The sequence below is a fragment of the Paenibacillus sp. FSL R5-0345 genome (genome assembly GCF_000758585.1).
GTDB lineage: Bacteria > Bacillota > Bacilli > Paenibacillales > Paenibacillaceae > Paenibacillus_AQ.
Genome location: NZ_CP009281.1, coordinates 2,048,414 through 2,069,828, shown reverse-complemented (window position 1 = coordinate 2,069,828; position 21,415 = coordinate 2,048,414). Strand labels below are relative to the sequence as shown.

Sequence of the window (21,415 nt, the reverse complement as noted above, 5' to 3'; positions counted from 1 at the left end):
GGTATTAACTGTGCCGTCCTGATTATGGGGCGGTTCACTTTTTTAAAAGCAAATTAACCTCGAAGGAGGTGAGAATCATTCCACTAGTCGTACGGGCAACGATCAATGCGACCGGTGCTATCACATTTACGGGCAACACACTAGGACTTAGTCGCTCTGATACAGTCGGAGTGCCAGGGACACTGGACAGCATCGGCGGTTTTACCACTGTTAACACTTCATCCGTATTTGGCACCTATCCTAATGGAACTACTAGTCTTTATACAAGCAACAGTTCATCAGCCATATTAGTCCTACCGTCAGGTAGCACTGTACTATATGCAGAGCTCATTTGGGGCGGTACCTATATTAATGGAACGGTGAATCTCAGTGCGGCTATAAACAACCCAGTCTCTTTGATTACTCCAGCCGGAAGTACATTCAGCATAACTCCCGATGCAACTACAAGTAATACTGTCGATTTGGGAGGTGGTGCTTCCGCATATGTACGTTCTGCCAATGTCACCAGTATTATTTCGCAAGGCGGCGCCGGAACCTACACCACTGGCGGTGTAGTTGGCACGATCGTTATTCCTAGTGATTCCACAGCTAACCATGCGGGCTGGACACTGGGTGTAATCTATCAAAATACATCCTTGCCCTTCCGTAATATGTCCTTACGGGCAGGTGCAATACTTGTACAGGCAACTTCAGCACCCGTCTCTACGACAATAACAGGCTTTGCAACTCCAATTACAGGCGCACTTGGAGGTAGGGCCCTATTTAGCGCGCAGGAAGGTGATGCGAATCGTTCGGGAGACCAGGCATTGTTCGGTCCTACCTCAGCTACTCTCGTAGCTCTATCAGGACCCAATAACTTTGCCAACAACTTCTTCGCTTCACAGATTAACAATGATCTAGGTAATCTCAATACAACCGGAACATTCGGAACGCGCAATCAGACGAATGGGAATCCAGGAACTAACATCATCGGTGGTCGACAAGGTTGTGATATTACCAATGTTGACGTGTCGGCCAGATTAGTAAATAACCAGTCTTCAGCGATCTTACAATTAACTACCTCTGGCGATGCTTATGTACTCAATGGAAATGCTATACAAGTCGATATCAATGCACCCAAAATAAACGTTACTAAAAGTGCCAATGTGTCCGGACCTATAGTTGGTGATACAGTAACTTATACAGTAACTGTCAGTAACACTGGTACAGCGAGTGCAGCTAGCGTCGTCTTATCAGATGCGCTGCCTACAGGATCAGCCTTTGTCACCGGAAGTGTTGTAGTGGCCGGCGTATCGAAGCCCACCTTTGATATTACAGCAGGGATCTCTTTGGGGTCATTAGCCTTGAGCACTTCAATAACGGTTACATATCAAGCCAAAGTCACTTCATTACCAAGTCCACAAAATATAGCTAATACCGCCAATGCTGCTTTTACGTTTCAAAGCGTAGCTGGCGGTCCTATCATGACGGGGGTCATTCCATCTAATACAGTAACTTTACCGGTATATTCCCCCATTCTTAACATTGTAAAAACTGCCAATACTGCAAATGCGACGGTCGGCGATCAGATCACCTACACTCTTCAAATCACCAACACTGGAAATATCGGTGCTGTAACAACCCTTACCGACAATATTCCTTCAGGAAGCTCATATATTGCGGGTAGCTTTACCGTCAATGGAGCACCTGTCGCTGGAAATCCTGCTACAGGTATTGCTATTGGAACGATAGCTGCTGGCGGAAGCTCTACCGTCCAATTCCGCGTAGTGGTGAACAGTCTTCCTTCTCCACCGCAACTGGTCGATCAAGCGAGCGCCGCTTATACCTTTCAAGTTCCAGATGGGCGAATTATAGCTGGATCAGCCACATCCAATACATTGTCTATTCCAGTTAGACTCCCCAATGTTGCCGTGGTCAAAAGCGCAGGATTTGCTGATGTCGCTGTTGGCGACACACTCCTTTATATTTCCGTAATCACCAACAACGGGATCGAAGCAGTTAATAACGTTATCCTTACTGATACCATTCCCACAGGGACTTCACTGGTTTCAGGAAGTGTTACAGTTGCGGGGACGTCACAACCCTCTGCAAATCCAGGTACAGGTATTACTGTTGGTTCAATCGCTGCAGGAAGTTCAGTTACCGTCACCTTTCAGGTCAATGTTATCTCGTTACCTAGTCCAGCACAGCTATTAAACAAGTCTACAGCGTCCTACAGTTCAGGAGCCTTTACTGGTATTTCGCTGTCCAACACGACTACGACTCCGGTATATCAACCCATCATTCAAATTGTTAAAAGCTCGAACACCGCTAGCGCAACAGTAGGCGGCAATATTCTTTATACATTAAATGTTCAGAACTCCGGAAATATCGGGGCTGTTGTAACCTTAACCGACAATATTCCCTCAGGGGCTACCTTTGTATCGGGTAGTGTAACTGTAAACGGAGTCGCACGACCTACAGATTCTCCTCTTACAGGTATTAATCTAGGTACAGTAGCCTTAGGAACTGTTGTGCCGGTAACATTTCTGGTCACTGTCCAATCTCTGCCTTCACCACCTGTTCTGAACAATCTAGCCAGCAGCAGTTACACCTACCAATTACCAAGCGGTAGATCCTTATCCGGAACTAGCCAATCAAACACTGTCAGCATCCCTGTCTCTGCTCCAAACGTTACGTTAAGTAAAACCGCAAGCGTTGCAGCTGTCGCTGTCGGAGAGAATCTGACATACACAATCATATTGTCCAACACAAGTAGCGTAGCTGTGAATAACGTCGTAGTCTCTGACCCTATTCCTACTGGAGGCACTTTTGTAGCAGGCAGCGTTATTGTTGGCGGTTCATCGGTACCAGCCGCTAATCCAGGTACAGGAATATCTATCGGTAGTATTCCGGCAGGCAGCTCTACAACCGTCTCTTTTAGAGTGAACGTATCTTCTTTACCAAATCCAGCGCAGTTTTCAAATAGAGCTAGTGCCTCTTTCTCATCCGGTGCCTTCACCGGTTCTTCACTTTCGAATACGGTATTAACACCTGTGTATCAACCTATTATCAGTATGATCAAAAGCGCGAATACAGCTCAGGCATTCGTTGGGGGATCCTTATCTTATTCAATTCTCATCAGCAATACCGGGAATATTGCAGCCACATTACTATTAACTGATACACTTCCACCCCAAGCTGTATTCGAAACGAACAGTGTAATTATTGGTGGAACCCCTCTTCCCGGATATAATCCAGCAACGGGCATTCCAGTTGGACCACTGGCACCAGGTGACAGCGTATCGGTGAGCTTTTTGGTCACGATAACAGCGTTACCTCCTTCACAGATGTTGCTAAACTCCGCTTCAGCAACGTATAGCTTCACCCTTCCTGATGGGCGTCAACTCGGAGGAAATGTAGTGTCGAATACACTCTCTGTTCCTGTTTCTGCGCCTAACGTCAAAGTTGTAAAAAGCGTGAACGCTTCTACTGCCGTTACAGGTGATGTTTTGACATTCACCTCTGTATTGACGAACAACAGTATTGCTTCAGTAAGTAACATCATTCTCAGTGATCCTTTACCTGAGAATGTAACCTTTATTTCCGGAACCGTAATTGTAGGCGGCATTGCTCAGCCGTTTGCAGTTCCGTCCGCCGGCATTCCAATCGGTAGTCTGAGCCCAGGCGCGACAGCTACCGTAACATTCGAGGTGAGGATAACAATGCCGATACCATCACAGATTAATAATCAGTCATCCGTCAGTTTTACATCCGGTGTATTCTCCGGTTCTTCTTCATCTAATATTACTAGCACTCCAGTCATTCAACCCCAAATCTCCTTAGTCAAAAGTGCCGTAGATGGAGACGGTGATTTCGATGCGCTAGTTGTAGGCGATACAGTCATCTACACAGTGGTAGTAAGTAATACAGGTAATCTTGCTGCAAATGTAACCTTAACTGATAACATTCCAGCTGGGACTGTTTTTAACCCTAACAGTGTAATTGTAGGGGGTATGCCGCAACCAGGTGCAGCACCCGATACCGGCATCGCTGTAGGAAGTGTCGCACCGGGAACCAGTGTCCCTGTTAGCTTCTCAGTTAACATTGTTTCCCTGCCTTCACCACAACAAATCAGTAATCAAGCTTCTGCGAGCTTTACCTTTACCCCTCCTGACGGTAGACCTTTAAGCGGAACTGCTGTATCTAATACAGTCACACTGCAAGTCTCAGCTCCTAATATCGTCGTTGTCAAAAGCTCAAACTCAACTTCCGTAGCGATCGGAGATACGGTCACTTATAACGTAAATATTACAAATAACGGTTTAGAAGCTGTTAATAGCGTATTACTTAATGATCCAACACCAGCAGGTGCTGCTTTTGTAACGGGTAGCGTATCCGTGAACGGAGTGCCTTTTCCAAACCTGAGCCCTTCTTCCGGAATTTCTATTGGTACCTTGGGACCTGGAGCGTCAGCGCTGGTTGCATACAGTGTTACTGTAACTTCTATTCCTCCCACAGCTACACTCATCAATAAAGCATCCGTAACCTTTACATCAGGTGTTTTTTCCGGCTCCACTTTTTCCAATACCGTTACCATCCCTGTGTACCAGCCGAACATCTCTGTTGTCAAAACAGCTAGTACAAATAACGCTACAACAGGTGACGCTGTCAGTTACACCCTGACCGTTAGTAACACGGGAAATTACCCGGCAAGTTTGATTGTTACTGACAACATACCAGCTGGCACTACCTTCGTTACGAACAGTGTGCTTATTAATGGACTCCCCTTAGCACAAGCAGATCCATCTACGGGGATTCCTGCCGGAGTTATTCCTCCAGGTGGTACAACAGCAGTAGTGTTCACAGTAAATATCACCTCATTGCCAAACCCACAACAACTGGTCAATCAGGGTACGGTAGCGTATAGCTTCACGCTTCCGGATGGGCGTACACTTGGCGGTTCTGTCCTATCTAATACGATTACTATCCCCGTCTCTTCTCCTAATTTGGCAGTAGTGAAATCCACACCAACTACATCAACTACAGTGGGAGACACGATTACCTATACGGTTACGATTACCAATAACGGAATTGAAGCGGTGAATAATGCCGTTTTCACGGATGCCCTTCCTGCAGGTACTACATTTGTATCAGGAAGCGTGCTAGTAGATGGAGTGCCTCGTACGGGGGTTAGTCCTTCCACAGGGGTAACCTTAGGCAGTATAGCACCCGGTGTAACCGTAACTGTAGCCTTCACAGTGAACACAGTCTCATTGCCACCTTCAGGCTTACTAAATAACCAATCAACAGTTAGCTTCACCTCAGGGGTACTCTCTAATGTAGCTTTTTCAAATATTGTATCAACACCTATTTATTTACCTATTCTAGCCGCAGCGAAAAGCTCAAATTCAGTTCATGCGACCGTCGGTGATACCATTACCTACACAATTAACGTAACCAATACAGGTAATTACGGGGCTTTGGCTACGCTGAGTGATACTATTCCTTCTGGGACGACATTTGTGCCTAACAGCGTACTTATTCAAGGCGCCCCGGCTCCGGGAGCGGATCCTGCAGCTGGCATACCACTCGGCGTGATATCCGCAGGTGCAACACTTTCTGTCATGTTCTCAGTACTCATTACAACACTGCCGGCAAGCCAGCAGCTAATTAACCAAGCATCCGTTGCCTTTGCTTACACCTTACCTGATGGCCGGACATTTAACAGCTCGATCAATTCCAACACGTCGACTATTTCAGTATCCTCACCGAATGTTATTGTAACTAAGTCATCACCAGCTACAGATGCCGTTGTAGGCGATACTATTATCTACAACCTGACAGTTACCAATAGTGGAATAGCCAATATCAGCAATGTAAACATCAGTGATCCCATACCGGCGGGCTCTTCGTTTATCGCTGGCAGTGTGCTCGTTGATGGTATCCCACACCTTAATGCCAACCCTGCGAATGGTATCTCATTGGGCACAATTGCACCGGGCATTACGGTCAATATCTCGTTTAGCACTATCGTCAATGTACTGCCTAATCCTGCAACGCTAACTGATCAAGCATCCGTCAGCTTCACATCTGGAGCCTTCTCGGGATCCTCCTTCTCTAATACGATTGTTATTCCGGTATATCAGCCTATCATTGTAGTTGTCAAAGGGGCAGACAGAACCGCCGCAACTGTCGGAGATACGATTACTTACTCCTTGAATGTGACGAATACTGGTAACCTCATAGCAAATGTAGTCATAACTGACACGATTCCTAGCGGGGCTATCTTCGTTCCAAACAGCGTGCTCGTTAATGGTGTGCCACAACCAGGCTCCGACCCGTCTACTGGATTAAATATTGGAGCAGTTGCTCCGGGAAGCACAGTAACAGTGACCATAACCCTGCAGGTTACAGTAGCCTCCCTCCCGTCACCGCAGCAGTTAGTCAATCAGGCTTCAGCAACTTTCTCATTTACACCACCAGATGGTCGTCTGCTCACCGGAACTTCTCTTTCAAATGTCCTAATAATCCCTGTCTCTTCTCCGGATGTAAGTGTCGTTAAGAGCACTACTTCTATTGATGCTGTTGTCGGCGATATCATCACCTATACGATTGTTGTTACCAATTTAGGGATTTCACCAGTCAATAACGTCATCATGGTTGACCCTATCCCAGCAGGCAGCCAGTTTGTAACCGGCAGCATCACTGTAGACGGAACCCCACGACCTAATGGCAGCCCGGCTTCCGGTATAGCCATCGGCACTATTGCTGCCGGTGCTTCTTCAACCATCACCTTCCAGGTTAAGGTAGTAGCGTTATGATTCCCGGCTCACGCACCCAGCCTGTCGTAACCAATCAATCTATGGTACTCTTCAACTCGGCGGCGGGTGTTGACGGCATTGTCTATTCCAATACCGTTAACACCCCGGTCGTGGGCCCGGTACTTTCATTGCTGAAGAGTACAGATAAACTTCATGCCTCATTAGGTGACACCCTTGTGTATACCATTACAGCTTCTAATAATGGAAACACAGAAGCTGTGCTAACGGTGTATGACATTCTTCCAGAGGGTGTTTCCTTTATTTCCAACAGTGTGCTAAGAGACGGTGTGCCTCTCCCAGGGGCTACACCGTCTTCGGGCATAACGCTAGGTTCTATTGCTCCGCAGAGTCAAGTGAGCATCGCCTTTCAAGTTGTCATCATTTCATTACCTTCTTCGTTAATGCTGCAAAATAAAGCGCTAGGCCGTTTTCCTTTTACTACACCGGAGGGAAGAATCATTAATGGAGATTTATATTCTAATTCCGTACTAGTTTCTTTACGTTCGTACCAGCTCTCTACTTCGTTGACTTCAAGCACTCCAACTTCTTTTATAGGAGATGTAGTTACCTATACATTGCGGCTCACGAACGAAGGCAACAGTCTATTAAACCAAATCACCGCAACGATTTCTATCCCAAACGGAGCCGTATTCATTCCAGGGAGTGTCATTGCAGGTGGAATCTATTATCCAGAATCAGATCCAACACAAGGAATAGCAATCGGTCAACTGGATAAAGACTTAAGCATTGACATCACCTTTCGCGTCCGAGTTACAGAGATCCCTCCATCCTTGGACCTGACAAATCGTGCATTGGTCACTTATTCCGTCGATGAGGATCCAAATACGATCGAGAGCAACACTGTGGTTGTCTCCCTTGTCCTGGCAGGTGTCAGTATCAGCAAAAAAGTAGACATGTTACAGCCGCTCCAGGTGACAACCTAAGATATGAACTAACGGTAACTAACAGCGGGACCTTGGCCGTAAATGCAGTTCTGACGGATGCCATCCCTTCTGGTACTCTTTTTGTATGGGATAGCGTTCTTTTAAACGGAGTGATGCTAAAAGGAGCCCGTCCAGCAGATGGCATTCAGCTTGGTACATTAAGAGGTGGAACCTCTACGGTCGTGGTCTTTCAAGTGAGCATACCTGCAGCTATAAATATCCATGCCATTGCAGCTGTACAAAACCATGGTAGTGTTCAATATACCTTTGTGCTCCCGGACGGACGAACAGTAAGACAAACCTCCCGCTCCAATACTGTTACCACCTTAATAGTCACACCTGTCATTTCTCTCGAAACACATGCAAAGCCTACCCTTGTGGAAGCAGGAGAACACGTCCAGTGCTGGATCTCCCTAACGAATAGTGGAAATTGGCCAGCTGAAGTATCCCTTAATCGGCTAACGCCAGAGGAATGTCTTTTGGATCCTAGCAGCATTGTGATTGATGGAATTCCACATCCCCAATCATCATTTAATGGCACTTTGTCGCTAGGGACAGTCAAAGCTGCTGCTACTGTAAACATCCATTATTTTGTCCGGGTAAGTGAACATGTACTGGGTCGTTTCCTTAAAGGCTTAGTAACCGCTCAATATTTCTTCAATCTTGATGGACGTGAATACACTGGCGAGAGCCAGTCGAACAGTTATATATTGACCGTGGAAGAGATCAGTGAATAAGAAATCACATATCCCCCATCCCCATGAATATACTTTAGTTACAACCCAAGAAGAAACGACGTTGTCGTCTTTTAAAGACGATATCCGTTTCTCGTAGAAATATAAGAATAATGTATAGGGTGAAACTTATACTTTCTTATATTTTTAAAACATCCCCACAAAGTGAGTCTTTGCTTTCGATACGTACACAGGCACTTTGCGGGGACCCCAAATATATACTTTGCATAAGGTTCCTTCAATCAACATTTATATTCCATGGGAGGTGGTCATCCTGTCGCAATCATCTGGTCCCTTTTCCTTTATTGTCTCAAAAGAAGACTGGTCCCTTCATCGCAAAGGTCATCAGGATCAGGAACGTCATCAGCAAAAGGTCAGAGAAGCTATCAAGGATAATTTGCCGGATCTCGTGACCGAAGAAAATATCATTTTGTCAGGTGGTAAGCAGATTGTTAAGGTTCCGATTCGGAGTCTTGATGAGTATCGAATTATTTATAATTTTCGCAAGCAAAAGCATGTAGGACAGGGAGACGGGGAAAGTCAGGTCGGCGATGTACTTGGACGCGATTCACAGTCGGCACAGCCCGGCAAAGGGGAAAAAGCAGGCGATCAACCCGGTCAAGATACTGTAGAAGCTGAGGTCAATCTAGAAGATCTGGAGGACATCTTGTTTCAGGATATGGAGTTGCCACATCTGAAGCCAAAGAATAAGGAAGAGATCGAAGTTAAATCTATCATCTTCAATGATATCCGTAAAAAAGGCATGATGTCTAACATCGATAAGAAACGTACTCTTCTGGAGAATCTTCGGCGTAATGCAAGCAGAGGCAATCCCGGAATTCACAGTATAAGTCCTGACGATCTACGCTACAAAACATGGGATGACATTAGAACGCCACACTCCAATGCGGTCATTATTGCGATGATGGATACGTCAGGTTCGATGGGTTCTTTTGAAAAATATTGCGCCCGTAGCTTCTTCTTCTGGATGACCCGCTTTCTACGCCGCCAATATGAAAAGGTAGAGATTGTCTTTCTCGCCCACCATACAGAGGCTAAAGAGGTCAGCGAGCATGATTTCTTCACCCGCGGGGAGAGTGGGGGAACCATCTGCTCCTCAGCCTATCAAAAAGCAATTGAGATTATCGACAGCCGCTACCCGCCTGCGCAGTACAATATTTATCCATTTCACTTCTCCGATGGTGATAATCTCACCTCCGACAACGAACGTTGTGTGAAACTGATCGGAGAACTACTGAAACGCAGCAATATGTTCGGCTACGGCGAAGTGAATCAGTATAATCGCAGCAGCACGTTAATGTCCGCTTATCGTCATCTAAAGCACGAACAATTCATGCATTATGTCATTAAAGACAAAAAAGAAGTGTATCAGGCGCTAAAGACCTTCTTCAGTCAAAAGGGCACTGTTCATTCATAATCCCTCCACTCAAAAATACGGATGTCCTATCAGCCATTTCATGGCTTTTGGGACACCCGCATTTTTTGGCGTTTCTTCTCTTTATACAAAATAGCATAATTCGTCTGATTCGAGTATCACTCACGGCGCGTACAAAGTAGCTGTCAGATTACAGCCTAATGTACCTTCTCTCTGTCCTTACCTTTGTCAGACTCACCGGCATTTTTGTTCGCTGCTTCCCGGTCCTGCATCATCTCATCCACCGTCTTCACCTTCAGTCGTGCAGCTCCCTCATTGTTAGCGTTCGTTGGGATAAGCTCTTCTGAAGCTAAACGTTCCTTTGCCTTAGCAATAGCTTCGCTGTATTGAGGTAGCCACTGTTCCCCTGCGACGAGCATCTCATCGACCATCTGCCAGATTTCTTTCGGGTTACATACCGCACCTACCAACGGATCCATCATAAATGCTTGACGCAGCAGCTTGTCATCGCCATGCACAGCAGCTTCGACGGCTAAACGTTGCACTGAGATACTAACATTGCACACTGCGGCTGCTCCTAAAGGCAATTCGCCCACAATCGGCATCGATATTCCGTTCCGATCCACATAACCCGGTGCTTCAATAATCGCGTCATCTGGCAGATTTGAAATTACGCCATTATTCACAGTGTTAAAGTGACCTCTGTATACTCTGCCCGTTTCCAATCCTTCAATAATGAAAGAACCATGCTCTTCTCCGCGATTCTCCACCGTATACTCCAGTGCCGAGTCCTTCATCCAATTCGGAAAATCCGTTTCGAACCAATTCCGCCCTTCTGTGCAGACACGTAGATATCCACCAGTCTCACCGTTAATCCAGCTTCCGAGATCGATCCAATCCATAATTTCATCGCTGCGTTTACGGTACCATGGCACATATTCACTTAGGTGGCCATTGGATTCTGTACTGTAATATCCAAAGCGGCGTAACATGTCAATCCGAACTTTTTCCGTGCGACTGAATTCCGGGTGATTCTCAAAGGCTTCTAGGAGACCACCGGTCAAATCTTTACCCTTATGACTCGCCGAAATATACCAGGTCTGGTGATTGATACCCGCACAAATAATATCGACTTCTGATTTCTTCAGCCCATACACATCTGCAATTTGCCCATGCCCATGCTGCACCCCATGACACAGACCAATCGTCCGTACACCACCGTATTTATTGCAAGCCCAAGTTAGCATAGCCATAGGGTTCGAATAGTTAAGTAAGAGGACATCCGGTGCAGCCATCTCCCTAATATCGCGACAAATATTCAACATTTCCGCAATCCCACGCTGTCCATACATGATGCCTCCAGCACAAAGGGTATCCCCTACGCACTGATCGACTCCGTATTTCAATGGAATATCTATGTCTGTTGCAAATGCTTCCAGTCCACCCATACGAATAGTACAAAATACGTACTTGGCATCCTTCAGAGCTTCTCTTCGATCCGTAGTCGCCTGGATTTGAATATTTAATCCATTCTCTTTAATATCACGTTGGCACAGTTCGGTAACCATCTCCAAGTTGTGACTATTAATATCCATAAATGAGACTTCAATATTTTTAAATTCCGATACAGTTAGTAAGTCTCGCAACAAGCCACGGGTAAATCCAATACTGCCAGCCCCTATAAAAGACACTTTAAATGACATCCTTATCATCCTCCGGTAATGAATTGATCGTTCCTGTCCATTGTAGCAAGGGAGCTTAGGAAAGCGTAACCAATATCATGACCTCTTTTGAAGGAAGGTGTCTAAAATCCTAACCTATCTATTGAAGATCCATCTCTTCGTAACTCCAGGAATGACGCTCAATGGAATTGCGATATTCTACTGGCGTGTTGTCTGTGTATTTTTTGAAGAGGAGATGAAAGTATTGCCTGCTGCTAATTCCTACATAATCGGCAATTTCAGCAATTGGAATATCACTCTGCCCCAGCAGCATCTTTGCTTTCTCCATTCGCAGCATATTCAAATAATCACTGACTGTCCGGCCTGTATGCGACTTAAAAATACGATGCAGATATCCGGGATGCAGATTGACTGCAGCAGCGATATCCTTAACCTGAATACTCTGGTCATAATTCTGATGAAGGAATTCAATACTCCGCCTAACATAGAGCTGTGAAGGCTGTTGGCTGGTATGAAGCTGATCCTGTCGCAAGCTAGATAATCGAAGCATAAGCTCACAGAACAATAAGTCGACCATACTTCCACCTTTCCCGCCACTTTGATCAAGCTCCAGTACAAGTCCTTTTAGAACATGATAGATTTCCTCCGGATCAGGCATGACTAGACTGGAAAAGGGGGCCTGCAACCATTCAGCAAGGGCCTTTTCTTGCAGGGCAAGCTTGCCGATAGATGGAGCAACCCCTGTATATTCCATAAATCCAAACTCCACATTTAGCATTCGACAAGGCGATCCATCCTCGACAATCAGTCTGTGCGGTACATTTGCATCGAGTATGATCAATTCTCCCCGCTTTAACTTAAATCTCTCTTCTTCATCTGCTTTTGGACAGACATCCACGACACAACTTCCTGAGATCAAATACATGATTTCGGTTGAATTATGCTGATGGTAAGACATGCTGTAATTGTTCCACTGTTTATAATAGTAAGCAAAAAACCGAGGACTATAATCCCCTTCAATTAATGCCTGCTGAAAAAGACTCCCACTAAGACTTAGATGCAAATTCGTCATTCGATCACTCCTTTCTTCTATTAAAATGTTAATCCAAGTGTATCTCCCAAACCACTTCTAAGACAAGAAGAGCTCCTTGAAGTCATTAAGTTAGAAAAAACGAGCAAAACTCCAATATACAGGAGAATTACTCGTTTTATTGTTTTTATTATTAAGATGTAATTCTCATACTTGAAAAGAAACCATAGATTGCTTAAGATCTGCTGCTAAGCTCTCTAGCTTTTGGGATAAGGAAACTAGCTCCTCACTTACAGTAAATTGCTGTGAAGACATAGAAGCTACCTCCTGCGTCGAAGCCGTCGTCTGCTGCACAATGGAACTGACACTCGCCATGGATTCACCTAATTGACGCTGAAACGCTATCAGTTCATGAATAGAAGCAGAGGATTCACTAAGATGCCCCATGAAGTGTTCCATTTCCTCTTTGACACTTGCAAAGATCGTCGACGACTCACGTACGGAAGAAATCTGCTCACGGAACTTTGGAGCGGTCTCATTGATATCTTTAACCGTGTTCTCAATGTGTAGACCAATCTCTTCCGTAATCTTGGAGACCGATTGGATCGAATCATTCGATTGATTTGCGAGCTGTCTGATTTCATCAGCAATCACTATAAAGCCTCTGCCTGCTGCACCGGCTCTTACCGCCTCTATAGTGGCATTTAGCGCCAAAATATTGGTCTGCTTATTCACAGCAATCATAGGACTAAGAATACTGCGAATTAAATGAGTACTCTCTCTTAGCTTATTGGAGTTCTCTTGTATTCGATTGAACATTTCCACCGTAGACTCACTCTGCTCTACTAGCAGCTTCATCAGCTCTGTCCCTTGATCACTAACCTCAATAACTCGTTCCGCCGAAGCGTCCATTACTGTATTTAGTTCGGTTACTTCACTCATCTTGCTGCCAATGATTTCGACATTAGCATGGCTTCTTTCTGCTTCGACAGCAAGGCTAGCTGCTCCAAGTGCAATCTCACCTGTAGCGGATGCAACCTCTCTGGCATGAAGTGAGGTTGTACCTGATGCTTTGACTAATTGTTCCGAAGTACCAAGCACTTCATCCGCTGACATCTCACTCTGGCTTGCAAGCAGAGAAATTTGCTCCATCATTTTGTTAAAGCTATGCCCGAGCCGGCCAATCTCATCCTTACCCTTAAAATTTGTTCGTACACGAAGGTTTCCTCGCTCACCTTCTTCCATTAAGGTCGCCAGTTTACCTAGTGGACGCCCAACCAAACGAACAAGAACATAACCAATTAACAGGGCTATCACGGCAGCTGCAAGCACCACAGAGAACGTAATATAAAGAAGCTTGTCCGCCGACTTCGTAAAATCACTAACCGGTGCATATCCCATGAGTGTCCACTTAGCGGTCGTTAAAGGCTGATAAACGACAAGCTGAGGACTTCCCTTCTCATCGGCTGCTGTAAATGAATGATTCTTTTCTATATCTTGCTCTTCTGATACTTTTATGTAAGAGGGTTGACCCAGTTTAGCATTATCCGTACCATAAACAATGTTACCATCTGTGTTCAAAATTCGAATCTCACCGGTAATTCCAATCTGAAGATTAGATAACATTTCAGTCATGGCCTTCCCTTTAACTTCGATGAGCATGTAGTACTCCGCTTCAGGATGCAATAGATTGCGAAGCAATCTCCCCATAGTTAAAGATGGTTCAGTATAAGCATCAAAGAAGCCCTTCTCACGAACCGGAAACCATACTGGCTCTCCTTTAGCATCCTCAATTTGTTTCAGTCTCTCAGCAATACCTTCATCACTACGGAGACCACTAATACCTGCAGATTTATAAGATTCTGTTTCTTCCAAGCTCTTAGATACCAGTCTGACGCCATACATCCGCTCATCTGAACCTTTAACTAAGTCTAGCTTTCTGCGAATCCGATCTTCTGCAGCAACTTTAGCTACCGTTGTAAGTTCACCACTATTTATTTTTTCCAAGTCACCTTTTAATGCGGAGTCGAGTGCAAATTGCCTCGAAAGCGCTTCATATTCGGTTAGAACAAAATCCAGCTTGTCCGCTGCTTGAACTACAGACTGTGAGGAGGCCGCGGCAACCTCATCTGTAATGATATCTTTGGCAGCAAAATATGAAGTCAATCCTAGAACAGTGGATAAGAGCACTATGGAGCTGAAAAGAATAACGAACAATTTTATCCCAACTGATCTAAACTGTAGAGTCCATAGCTTTTTCATTAAGTTCACTCCCTATGATGGAAAAAGGGTACAGCCTTCCATTTCTGTACAAAGGCTGTACCCAGTTCATTCTTTAGTATGAAGCGAAATTGTTACCCCTTACTAGCTCCTGCAGTCAATCCATCAACAAGCAGACGTTGCAAGAATACAAACAAAATCATAATCGGGATAGAGATCAGAACAGCACCGGCAGAGAATAAGGTAAAGTTAGTGTTTTGGTTCGTGTTAACCATATCCCACATTCCGACTGCGACGGTCCAGTTCTCCTTCGTCCGCAAAATAAGTCTGGCGAAAATGAAATCCACCCAAGGACCGACAAATTGAGTCAGTGCCATGTAAGTGATCATAGGGCGTGACAAGGGAAGAATAACTCGCATAAATATTCCGAAATTGCTCGCCCCGTCAATTCGAGCTGCCTCATCCAAAGAACGAGGAATCGTGTCGAGGAAGCCTTTGGCGATAAAGGTTCCCCCAAGCGGTGCCCCAGCTGCATAAACGATAATCAAGGCAATATGTGTATCCAGCAAATTAAACTCCTTAAGGAGCATATAAATAGCAATCATACTCATAAAACCAGGGAACATACCAAGAATCAGAACGGTGGATAACGCTGTTTTACGCGCTTTAAACCGGAATCTGGATACAGCATAACTAGTTAACAAGGTAAGTACTACACCGATAAGCATGGAGAACACGGCTATTTTCAATGTATTAGCATACCAAGTCCCAAACATATAACTCGGCGATGTGAACAATTCTCTGTAGTGATCGAAGGTGAATTGCTCAGGGATAAATGATTTACTGTACAATGATTTACCAGGCCGGAAAGAAGCAAATAGAATCCAGAGGGCCGGATAGAGTGCCGCTATCGACAAAGCAATCAAGATGATGTAACTACCACTTAAGCGAATAAAGTTCGCGATCTTTCTGCTCATTGGATCATATCCTCCTCTTTGAATGATTTCGTCCGGCGGTAATTGTACAGGGAGAATGAAGCAACAATGATAAAGATAATAATCCCTATTGCCGAAGCCATGTTGTTTTTATTCTGATCAAGTGTTAATTTGTATAGCCAGGTTACTAGCAAGTCCGTGGAACCGGCATATTGATAATCACCATTTACAGGACTACCACCTGTTAATAGGAAGATCGCATTAAAGTTGTTAATGTTACCTGCGAACTGCGTAATTAGAGTAGGCGCTGTGGAGAACAATACCATCGGTAGCGTAACAATACGGAACTTCTGATAACCCGATGCTCCATCCACTTCAGCTGCTTCATACATATCCCGAGGAATTGTAGTCAGTACGCCCATAATAAGTAACATCGAGACTGGAATACCAACCCACATGTTTACAATAATTACGGTAACCTTAGCCCAGAATGGATCTGTCAGCCATGGCAATCCGCCCATTCCAAAATACCCGAGGTATTGGTTGATAGGGCCGAATTGACCGTTAAATAGATTGCGCATGAGCAGCAAAGAGATTAACTGCGGTACTGCGTAAGGCACAATCAGAATAACTCTCCACATTCCTTTGAAACGAATACCCTTTTGGCTCACCAGTAAGGCTACCAATAGTCCTCCGAAATATGTAGTAATCGTTGAAAGAACTGCCCATATAATCGTCCATGTTAATACGCCATAAAAAGTGTGACTCCAGGTTTTGAGAACCAATAAATTACGGAAGGTCTGAAATCCAACCCAGTCAACCAATTTAGCGGGTGGAAGATGATCAGGTGCGGAATAGTTCGTAAACGCTAGCAGGATCATGAAGATGATTGGCATGATCGTAAAGAATAGAACACCAATACCCGGCAAGACCAAGAACGTCTGAGCGAACTTATAATCCAGTATATAGCGAACACTTTGTTTAAAGGTGTTTGCCTGAAGACCGTTATCGCGTTTCTCTCCAGTCTTATAAGCATCTTTAATGTTCAAATACCAAGCGAGGATTATGATGATAAGCATTAGGATGGTGATCAAGCTTTGAATCAAAATATAAATCGAGTGATCCCCAGCTACCATCTTAGCGATGCCTTTTACTTTTACCAACCGGCTAGGGTTTTCTCCTAGTGTAACAAAACCCCATAATGCAGTAGCAAGATTCTGAATAAAATAATAAACAGCGGCGGCTTCTACAACTAAAAACATGATTCCTTTGATGAATTGGCGGTTATATATTTGTCCCAATCCCATGAAAATCGTCGACAGTACTGCGGCCCTCGTGCGATGTCGCTGCATTTCGCTTCCGTTCTCCTCTCCGAGTGAAAATAAGAAGCTGCCCTCCGCTAAACATGCGACGGGCAGCTTGATTCACTGTATGCTGTTAAGACTGTGATTTATGATCCTTATTGCGATGAACTGTTGTTCAAATCTTTGATTTGTTGAACGGCTTTGTCCATTGCTGCTTTTGGATCTACATTCTTATCCCAAATTTCTGGAAGCGCTGCATTTACAGGGCTCCAAACGTTACCCATTTCAGGGATAGAAGGCATTGGTTGGGAACTCTTAGCTTGTGCTGCAAAAGCGGATACGAATGGATCGTCAACGATTTGTGGATCAAGAAGCGCTTCATTGTTTGTAGGAACAGAACCGATCGTTTTGTTCAGTAACAATTGAGCGTCTTTGCTTGATGCAAAATGAGCGTACAATTTAGCAGCATTCGGATATTGAGTAAACGAGTTAACCGCGAAAATCTTGATACCAGAGAATGTAATAGCTGTTTTGCCATTTACTGTAGGGATCGGTGCGATACCAAGGTTATCTCCAAGAGCTGCTTTGTATCCTCCAAGCTCCCAAGGACCTGTGATATCCATCGCTACATCACCTGAGTTGAACAAGCTGCGTTTGATATCACTATTGATATCTCCGCTCTTAATTGGCAATGCTTCTTTCATTTTCACAAATTCTTTAAGGCCTGCAATCGCTCCATCGTTAGCAAGTCCGATATCTTCTTTATCAGTACCGTCCTTACCGAACAGATATCCACCATCAGAAGCGATAAACATGTAGTTGAAGTACAGGTTTCCTACTTCCCACATAATTCCGTATCTGTTCTTGGATTTATCTGTGAATGTTTTGCTGAAAGCAAGAACATCGTCGAAAGACTTAGGTGCTTCTTTAACGAGTGATTTATTGTAGAACAATGCATAAGTTTCTGCTGCTCTTGGGTAGCCATACAATTCGCCATCGTACGAAGATCCGATAATTGAAGCTTCAGTATTGCTAGCTTTTGTTTCTTCACCGAAGACGTCATTAGGAAGAACCAAGCTCGCACTTGCCGCTTTACCTAAGTTGTCGTGAGGGATAAGAACAACGTCTGCTGCTAATCCTGAAGGACCATCTTGCGTAAGTTTAGTTACTTGATCTGGTGGTGCCAACTCTTCAATCTTGACTGGAACGTTATATTTTGCTGTGAACTGCTTAGCAATTTCATCTGCGAATGGTCTTTCTTCCTTACTTTCCCATACAACTAGTGTCGCTCCATCTTCAGGCACAATTTCTTCTGTTGCTGCTGCATCTGTGGTCTCTGGCGCTGCAGTCTCTGTAGTGTTGTTAGCAGCATTAGTAGCTTTTGCTGCGTTGTTACCCCCGGTATTCCCATTGTTGTTCGAACCACACGCTGTAACGGACAGTGCCATAGAAACAGCAGCGGTGATAACCATCACTTTTTTTAACTTCATTACTTTAACCCCTCCCAATTTTAAAAAAGCATAAGATGGTAAAATAGTAGAGCTAGAAATTTGCGCAAACGATTTCAGAAAAGCTAAAAAAAAAGTTGTTCTTTTAGCCCGCTCCTTCAAAAGCTGCATTTGGCAGTGCAAGAAAGCGCTTCATTCATGAATACATCATACAACAGTATCGTTTGTTTTTAAAAACGTTTGCACATACCATATTTGACCATTTTCCATTAATTTATAAACTATATAGGCATTTATCTCCATTTTTCACATGATATCTTTTAATTAATCGATTATTCATGTGTTTAAAAATGGAATTGCTTTTTTATTTGCCCCTGATATGCCACAAATTCACTTTTCCAATAGATTTACAATTTTCAGGCAGTAGAAATGCACATATACTCAAGTGAAAATTTGTGCAATGGTTTGAACAAGAGTATTGAAAGCCCTTTTATTCCATGCTATAATCCAAATCGTTAAGAGGCTATCCAACACGAATCATTGCATCTATTGTCTGCCTCCTGTTCTATATAATTAAAAGGCAATGTTACTTATGAAAGGTACAACCTCGGACAAGCTACTTCGCGGCGGTTGTGCCTCTTTGTTATGTGCAAGTTTGCTTCATCATTTGCGCATGTTGCATAAAAAACTGTGCAACCAATAACAATAGCGACATTCTAACACCCGTGCTGTGGTGAATTGTTCGAGGAAGTATTGCTTACCACTCTAAGCGTATGCTTTTGAGGTAGTTTTGCCGAAGCTGATCAGGGAAGTATCGCTTACAAAACTAAGCGTATGCTTTCGAAGTAGTTTTGCCGAAGCTGATCAGGGAAGTATCGCTTACAAAACTAGGCCTATGCTTTCGAAGTGGTTTTGCCGAAGCTGATCAGGGAAGTATCGCTTACAAAACTAAGCGTATGCTTTCGAGGTAGTTTTGCCGAAGCTGGTCAGGGAAGTATCGCTTACAAAACTTTAGGAGGATTTATTCATGTTACTGGAAGCTGTCTATCATCGCCCGCGGTTAAATTGGTCTTACGCCTATAATGAGAGCACGATTCATTTGCGTCTCCGCGCTAAAAAAGGAGATTTAACAGAAGTATTTGCTTTTGCAGGAGATAAATACACTTGGGATACCACAAAAGAGCTAATTCCCATGACCCTCTTCACCTCTGATGCTATGTTCGATTATTGGGAATGTGCCTCTGTTCCCATCTATCGTAGATTGAAATACGGATTCTTACTGCAAAAGGATAATGAGAAAATTTGGATGACCGAAAATGATTTTCAAACGAACCGTCCAGAAAATCCAAACAAGCTGTTCGAGTTCCCATTTATTAACCCCGTTGATGTATTCACTCCACCTGCCTGGGTAAAGGATGCTGTTTTCTATCAGATCTTCCCTGAACGCTTTGCAAATGGCGACCCTAGTCTTGATCCAAAAGATGCTCAGCCATGGGGAGCAGAGCCAACACCAACCAACTTTTTTGGCGGCGACCTGCAAGGGGTTATTGATCATCTGGATCATCTTAACGAGCTTGGCATCAATGCTATTTATTTCACACCACTCTTCACAGCAACTACTAATCATAAATACGATACAGAAGATTATATGCAAGTTGATCCGCATTTTGGGGATATTGCAACGTTAAAAACACTCGTCGATAACTGCCATAAACGTGGTATTCGTGTGCTATTAGACGCTGTATTTAATCATTCCGGTGGAACTTTCGCTCCGTTTTTGGATGTTAAGGAAAAGGGAGAAGACTCCATCTACAAAGATTGGTTCCATATTCGTGAATTCCCACTTCAGGTTGTAAACGGCATTCCTACTTATGACACTTTTGCGTTTGAAGCACATATGCCAAAGCTTAATACAGAACATCCTGAAGTTAAAGAGTACTTGCTGAAGGTCGCAGAATTTTGGATCACAGAAGTTGGAATCGATGGTTGGCGCCTAGATGTGGCCAATGAAGTAGATCATGATTTCTGGCGTGAATTCCGAAAAGTGGTAAAGCGCGCTAATCCTGAGGCCTACATCCTTGGAGAAATCTGGCATGAATCTGCTCCGTGGCTGGAAGGTGATAAATTTGATGCCGTTATGAATTATCCTTTTACTGATGCCGTCCTTGACTTCTTTGTTCATGGAAGCCTTGATGCTGAAGGATTCGCCAACTCTATTGGCCGGCAGTTATCGCGCTACCCACTGCAAGCAAGTGAAGTTGCCTTCAATCTGTTAGATAGTCATGATACTCCGCGGTTGCTTACGCTGGCTGCAGGGGATAAAAATAAAATGCGATTAGCTTCACTATTCCAATTCACCTTTATGGGTACTCCTTGTATCTATTATGGCGACGAGTTCGGAATGGACGGTGATGGTGATCCAGGTTGTCGTAAATGCATGGAATGGAACCCTGAACAGCAGGATCATAATCTATTCGAATTCTATCGCCAGCTCATTCAAATACGCCATGAGCAACCAGCACTTCGTACGGGGACATTTACCTTCTTGGAGGCAGGTCGACAAGGCAGTAAGCTAGCCTATGAGCGCCGAATAGATCTTGAGACTATAGTTGTACTGATTAACAGTGAAGAGACTGCTCAGACGTTCCGTATTGACGTAGACGAGAAAAATTGGGAGAACTTGTTCACTGGCGATACAGTGCGTGCAGAAAGAGGCAAGCTAATCATGAAGATGCCTGCTTATGGTTTCACTATACTTAAGGCAATCGTTTAGTTACAAATACCTCCGATCATATTAAACATAACAAAAACAGGGTATCTCACTAGCTATGATAGCTGCGAGATACCCTGTTTTCTATTAGAGCTTAATAAGAATGACTGTCATATTACTAGCAACTACTAATACTTCGGTGCACTAAC

11 protein-coding genes are annotated in these 21,415 nt (G+C 44.2%); 5 read left to right on the top strand and 6 right to left on the bottom strand.

Annotation, left to right across the window (positions count from 1 at the left end; genetic code table 11):
• The first annotated feature begins 68 nt into the window (after positions 1-68).
• The 4 genes from R50345_RS08920 (at position 69) to yhbH (ending at position 9,919) form a co-directional block, all read left to right on the top strand.
• Positions 69-6,803 (top strand): DUF7507 domain-containing protein, encoded by a 6,735-nt coding sequence (locus tag R50345_RS08920; RefSeq protein ID WP_156114762.1) that lies wholly within the window; start codon positions 69-71, stop codon positions 6,801-6,803.
• Positions 6,800-7,747 carry a DUF11 domain-containing protein gene (locus tag R50345_RS08915; protein ID WP_042125841.1) on the top strand — a complete coding sequence of 316 codons (948 nt, stop codon included), beginning with the start codon at positions 6,800-6,802 and terminating at the stop codon, positions 7,745-7,747. The genes R50345_RS08920 and R50345_RS08915 overlap by 4 nt, the downstream gene beginning before the upstream one ends.
• Before the next feature lie 32 nt (positions 7,748-7,779).
• Complete coding sequence (locus R50345_RS08910; RefSeq protein WP_042125838.1) at positions 7,780-8,484, top strand: hypothetical protein; 705 nt, start codon at positions 7,780-7,782, stop codon at positions 8,482-8,484.
• 271 nt (positions 8,485-8,755) lie between these two features.
• Positions 8,756-9,919: a sporulation protein YhbH gene (gene yhbH / locus R50345_RS08905; protein ID WP_042131999.1), complete on the top strand. Its 1,164-nt coding sequence runs from the start codon at positions 8,756-8,758 to the stop codon at positions 9,917-9,919.
• Positions 9,920-10,074: 155 nt separating this feature from the next.
• Here the strand turns inward: yhbH and R50345_RS08900 are convergent, their stop codons facing one another.
• From R50345_RS08900 to R50345_RS08875, 6 genes are all read right to left on the bottom strand, one after another.
• Positions 10,075-11,580: an alpha-glucosidase/alpha-galactosidase gene (locus R50345_RS08900; RefSeq protein ID WP_042125837.1), complete on the bottom strand. Its 1,506-nt coding sequence runs from the start codon at positions 11,578-11,580 to the stop codon at positions 10,075-10,077.
• 118 nt (positions 11,581-11,698) lie between these two features.
• Entirely contained in the window at positions 11,699-12,631 is a 933-nt protein-coding gene (locus tag R50345_RS08895; RefSeq protein ID WP_042125834.1) for an AraC family transcriptional regulator, read from the bottom strand.
• Between the two features lie 165 nt (positions 12,632-12,796).
• Positions 12,797-14,851 (bottom strand): methyl-accepting chemotaxis protein, encoded by a 2,055-nt coding sequence (locus R50345_RS08890; RefSeq protein WP_052414529.1) that lies wholly within the window; start codon positions 14,849-14,851, stop codon positions 12,797-12,799.
• 92 nt (positions 14,852-14,943) lie between these two features.
• Positions 14,944-15,786, bottom strand: a complete 843-nt coding sequence (locus R50345_RS08885; RefSeq protein WP_042125831.1) for a sugar ABC transporter permease — start codon at positions 15,784-15,786, stop codon at positions 14,944-14,946.
• The gene (locus R50345_RS08880) at positions 15,783-17,096 is read right to left on the bottom strand and encodes a sugar ABC transporter permease (RefSeq protein ID WP_042125830.1); all 1,314 of its coding nucleotides are present in this window, start codon (positions 17,094-17,096) and stop codon (positions 15,783-15,785) included. Before R50345_RS08880 ends, R50345_RS08885 begins: the two co-directional genes overlap by 4 nt.
• 107 nt (positions 17,097-17,203) lie before the next feature.
• Complete coding sequence (locus tag R50345_RS08875) at positions 17,204-18,538, bottom strand: sugar ABC transporter substrate-binding protein (RefSeq protein ID WP_042125829.1); 1,335 nt, start codon at positions 18,536-18,538, stop codon at positions 17,204-17,206.
• A gap of 985 nt (positions 18,539-19,523) precedes the next feature.
• On the opposite strand from R50345_RS08875, the gene R50345_RS08870 reads away from it, so the two are divergent.
• The gene (locus tag R50345_RS08870) at positions 19,524-21,269 is read left to right on the top strand and encodes an alpha-glycosidase (RefSeq protein ID WP_042125828.1); all 1,746 of its coding nucleotides are present in this window, start codon (positions 19,524-19,526) and stop codon (positions 21,267-21,269) included.
• Positions 21,270-21,415: the final 146 nt, after the last annotated feature.

Bases quoted from the DNA above. Each gene is read 5' to 3' on its own strand.
- R50345_RS08915 (WP_042125841.1), top strand. From the start codon at position 6,800: ATGATTCCCGGCTCACGCACCCAGCCTGTCGTAACCAATCAATCTATG.
- R50345_RS08900 (WP_042125837.1), bottom strand. From the start codon at position 11,580: ATGTCATTTAAAGTGTCTTTTATAGGGGCTGGCAGTATTGGATTTACC.
- R50345_RS08895 (WP_042125834.1), bottom strand. From the start codon at position 12,631: ATGACGAATTTGCATCTAAGTCTTAGTGGGAGTCTTTTTCAGCAGGCA.
- R50345_RS08890 (WP_052414529.1), bottom strand. From the start codon at position 14,851: ATGAAAAAGCTATGGACTCTACAGTTTAGATCAGTTGGGATAAAATTG.
- R50345_RS08885 (WP_042125831.1), bottom strand. From the start codon at position 15,786: ATGAGCAGAAAGATCGCGAACTTTATTCGCTTAAGTGGTAGTTACATC.
- R50345_RS08880 (WP_042125830.1), bottom strand. From the start codon at position 17,096: ATGCAGCGACATCGCACGAGGGCCGCAGTACTGTCGACGATTTTCATG.
- R50345_RS08875 (WP_042125829.1), bottom strand. From the start codon at position 18,538: ATGAAGTTAAAAAAAGTGATGGTTATCACCGCTGCTGTTTCTATGGCA.
- R50345_RS08870 (WP_042125828.1), top strand. From the start codon at position 19,524: ATGTTACTGGAAGCTGTCTATCATCGCCCGCGGTTAAATTGGTCTTAC.